General features: G+C 45.3%; 4 protein-coding genes. 3 read left to right on the forward strand and 1 reads right to left on the reverse strand.

Annotated elements, in window-relative coordinates:
• Positions 1-385 precede the first annotated feature (385 nt).
• Positions 386-1,813, reverse strand: a complete 1,428-nt coding sequence (gene ccoG, locus ACK5NH_RS19320) for a cytochrome c oxidase accessory protein CcoG (protein ID WP_086903501.1) — start codon at positions 1,811-1,813, stop codon at positions 386-388.
• 91 nt (positions 1,814-1,904) lie between these two features.
• Here ccoG and ACK5NH_RS19325 point away from each other — a divergent pair, with 91 nt between their 5' ends.
• The 3 genes from ACK5NH_RS19325 (at position 1,905) to ACK5NH_RS19335 (ending at position 3,645) form a co-directional block, all read left to right on the forward strand.
• A complete protein-coding gene (locus ACK5NH_RS19325; protein WP_416922705.1) occupies positions 1,905-2,255 on the forward strand; it encodes a hypothetical protein in 351 nt (116 codons plus the stop codon).
• A 116-nt stretch (positions 2,256-2,371) separates the two neighbouring features.
• The gene (locus tag ACK5NH_RS19330) at positions 2,372-3,274 is read left to right on the forward strand and encodes a 1,4-dihydroxy-2-naphthoyl-CoA synthase (protein ID WP_416922707.1); all 903 of its coding nucleotides are present in this window, start codon (positions 2,372-2,374) and stop codon (positions 3,272-3,274) included.
• 167 nt (positions 3,275-3,441) lie between these two features.
• A complete protein-coding gene (locus ACK5NH_RS19335) occupies positions 3,442-3,645 on the forward strand; it encodes a DUF2061 domain-containing protein (RefSeq protein ID WP_416922709.1) in 204 nt (67 codons plus the stop codon).
• The last annotated feature ends 278 nt before the right edge of the window (positions 3,646-3,923 follow it).

The following is a 3,923-nucleotide window of genomic DNA, read 5'->3' on the forward strand; positions in this document are numbered from 1 at the left end:
CGATTAACTCAACACCTGTGAGTGTCCACACAGATTTCTTGTTTAGATTGTTAAAGAGCATTTGACCACTCACTTCGCATTACCGCTCAGCGGGTCAGGGCTGCGTATTCTACGCATTTCCCATTTGGCGTCAAGGCGTTTTTGCAAACTTCTTGCCGCTTTCGAACCAACTGCACAATTTGCATTCGATTCTGACTCACACCGCACTCGCTTTCGCTGTCTGCCGTGTCAGTGGATGCGCATTATAGGCACCGAAAACTTTTGTGCAAGGGCTTTTTGACAGAAAGTTTCGGTTAATCATCTAGACGCCTAGATATCCAGCAACATGAATAAAAAAGGGGCTAAACTACCCCTTTTTGAATGCATTTACTTAACAAAAAACTTACTACGGACTGAAGAAACGCGATTCTTGCTCGACTTCGACTTCTTCGCCATCGATATGGGTTTTCACTTTTATCTCGATGTTAGTGACTGAACGCGAAAGTTCGACCGGATCGACCCCGACACTGATAGGTAGAGTTAACACCTCTCCACCCGCAATCGTCACTGAGGTTGGTCCATACCATTTATAGTTGTTGAGACCTTCTACACTCATGGTGTATTCGTGGGCTTGTTCTGTCTTATTGAGAATTTTCAGGGTGAAGGTGTTTTCAATCAGCCCTTGATTGTTTTCCCTATAAAGTTGGTTACGGTCGCGGATGATATCCATACGCACGGGTGCAATCGTCGCGCTCGCATAGATAAAGATCAGGATCATGGCGGCCAACACCACGCCATAGCCCACCAGCTTAGGACGTAATACCTTCTCTTTAATACCTTCGAGTTTATTCTCCGTGGTATAGCTAATCAGCCCCAGAGGATATCCCATCCGCTCCATGGTTTGATCACAAGCGTCGATACAGGCGCCGCAGTTAATACATTCATATTGCAAGCCGTTACGAATGTCGATACCCGTTGGACAAACCTGGACGCAGAGGTCGCAGTCGATGCAGTCGCCTAATCCCATTTCTTTCGGGTCGGCTTTGCGTGAGCGCGGGCCGCGGGTCTCACCGCGTTTTGCATCGTAACCTACGATATAAGTGTTTTTATCAAACATCGCCGATTGGAAACGGGCATAGGGGCACATATGGATGCACATAATTTCACGCATCCAACCCGCATTGCCGTATGTTGCGAAGGTAAAAAACACCACCCAGAAGTAGATTGCGCCTGATGCGTTAAGGGTAAAGACATCGACATACACTTCGCGGCTCGGCACAAAATAAGACACGAAGGTCATGGCTGTGAGCAGCGACAGTAAAATCCACGCAGTGTGTTTTGCCGTCTTGCGCCAAAGTTTGTCAAAATTCCATGGCATTTGATCTAGCTTGATGCGTTTATTACGCGCACCTTCGAGTTTTTCCTCGAACCAGATGAACATAAACGTCCACACGGTTTGCGGGCAGGTATAACCACACCAAACGCGGCCAAGATAGGTTGTGACGAAAAACAGCGCAAAGGCAGCTATCATAAAGAGAGCCGCAAGTAAGGTGAGATCCTGAGGCCAAATGGTGAGGCCAAAGACGTGAAACTTCTGTTCGCCCAGATTGAACCAAACGGCTTGACGGTCTCCCCAAGGGATCCACGGCAGGATAAGGAAGAAGAGCATTGCGACCCAACCCATACGGCGGCGTACGCTACTCCATAATCCATCGATTGCCCGGACATAAATCCGGTTGCGGGGGTTAAAACGATCAGCCTTATTTTCATCTGGCTGGTGAATCTTAATTCGATTGGTTTTCGAATAGTCCTTGTTATTAGATTCTGCGTTCATCGTGACAGCCTTTTACTGCTTTAATATTGGACGAAAACTGGCTTATTATACCCATATTATTAATGGTTATTCACTTATGTTGGACTAAAAGATGAAAGGTTGGATCATATTAGCGCTCCTGTGTGGTGCATTATATTACTTATACACCGAAACAGACAAATTAGATGCACCTATAGCCAAAACAGAGGAAATGGTTCAGAAGATAGAAAATAAAATGGGTTCGATGACGGGCACCCAAATTATTAAGATCGATCAGAAACGCACTAAGGCTCGAAAAGACATTTTGGAACGACTATCGGCTCCTGAAGTCGAAGAATTTAATAAAATCCCACTTACCGAAGACGGCATTGCCGATTTTAAAGACAGCTACTGCGGCACTAAATCGCCCGAGCACCCAATCTTTAGCCGAGATAACCTGTTTTATATCTGCGATAACCTCTAATCCAACTTACAGGCAAACGGAATTTTGCAACCCATCACTAAGCATGGCGCTTAAGCGATTGACCAAAGACATGATTCCGCCTAGCCTTTGAACTTCAATTACATAGGCCTTGTATCATGACTAAACCAGTATCAGATATTTTTGATCCCGCACTGTGGGATGAAGTCAGCGGATTTAACTTCGACGATATTACTTACCATAGAGCCAAAGCCCACGGCACAGTGCGTATCGCCATCAACCGTCCAGATTGCCTCAATGCCTTCCGCCCAAAGACGGTCGACGAGTTGTATATCGCCCTCGATCACGCTCGCCAATGGTCCGATGTAGGTTGCGTGTTACTCACGGGCAATGGCCCCTCGGCTAAAGGACAATATTCGTTTTCCTCCGGTGGCGATCAGCGTATTCGCGGTAAAGATGGTTATAAATATGAAGGCGACGAAGAAGGTAAAGCTGATTTAGCCAGAATGGGGCGGTTACATATCCTCGAAGTCCAACGATTGATCCGCTTTATGCCTAAAGTGGTGATCGCAGTCGTGCCGGGTTGGGCTGTCGGCGGCGGTCATAGCTTGCACGTTGTCTGCGACTTAACCTTAGCCTCGAAGGAACACGCCGTCTTCAAACAAACCGATCCCGATGTCGCGAGTTTCGACTCTGGCTACGGCAGTGCTTATCTTGCCAAAATGATTGGCCAAAAGCGCGCGAGAGAAATTTTCTTCTGTGGCTTTAACTACAGTGCCGATGAAGCCTTTGCCATGGGAATGGTGAATAAATCGGTTCCCCATGCCGAACTCGAAGTTGAAGCATTAAGATGGGCCAAAGAGATTAACTCCAAATCGCCGACGGCGATGCGTATGCTGAAGTACGGCTTTAACATGACCGACGACGGTATGGTCGGCCAGCAACTGTTTGCGGGTGAAGCGACACGTTTAGCCTATGCCAGCGCAGAAGCTCAAGAAGGGCGCGATGCTTTCCTTGAGAAACGTGACCAGGACTTTTCAGCGTTTCCTTGGCATTACTAATCGAAACTGATTGCCATATAAAGCCCTCATTTGAGGGCTTTATATTTTTTAGCGCTTATAGATAGAAAAAACCGTTTAAACTAATCTCAAAATACGGGTTTAAACTTTAATGAGAATTGTTATCATCTAATCATTCCCAATTGGGGCTAATATTAGAGGATAAGATCATGACCAAGACATTAACTTTTGCCGTATTACATTTCAGCGTTGCCTTCACCGTTACCTATTTATTAACTGGTAGTGTTTTGGTCGGTGGTGCCGTCGCCTTAGTTGAGCCAGCGATAAATACTGTAGTGTTTTATTTCCACGATAAAGTATGGAAACGTTTCGAGGCAAAAAAGCTGAGCGCACTTAATGCAATAACGGCTTAACACACTCAGCCACCAGCACATACTCTAATAAAGCCCCAATAAAAAACCGCCATTTAGGCGGTGTAGGAGAGTAATAAAGTATCATACTAAAACCACTTGAAGTGGTGCTGATTATCACACATTCAAAAATAAAGTTTCATACTACAAAGGATTTTTAAAACCAATCACATTAATTTCATGTAATAAAGTATCATCCCATTTGCATGGTTACGACCAGACAGAGAGATTCTTATTCATCAAATTTGGTATTACCAATTACTTACAAACCAGGATGTAAC

The sequence above is a fragment of the Shewanella sp. genome (assembly GCF_047975355.1).
Lineage (GTDB): Bacteria > Pseudomonadota > Gammaproteobacteria > Enterobacterales > Shewanellaceae > Shewanella.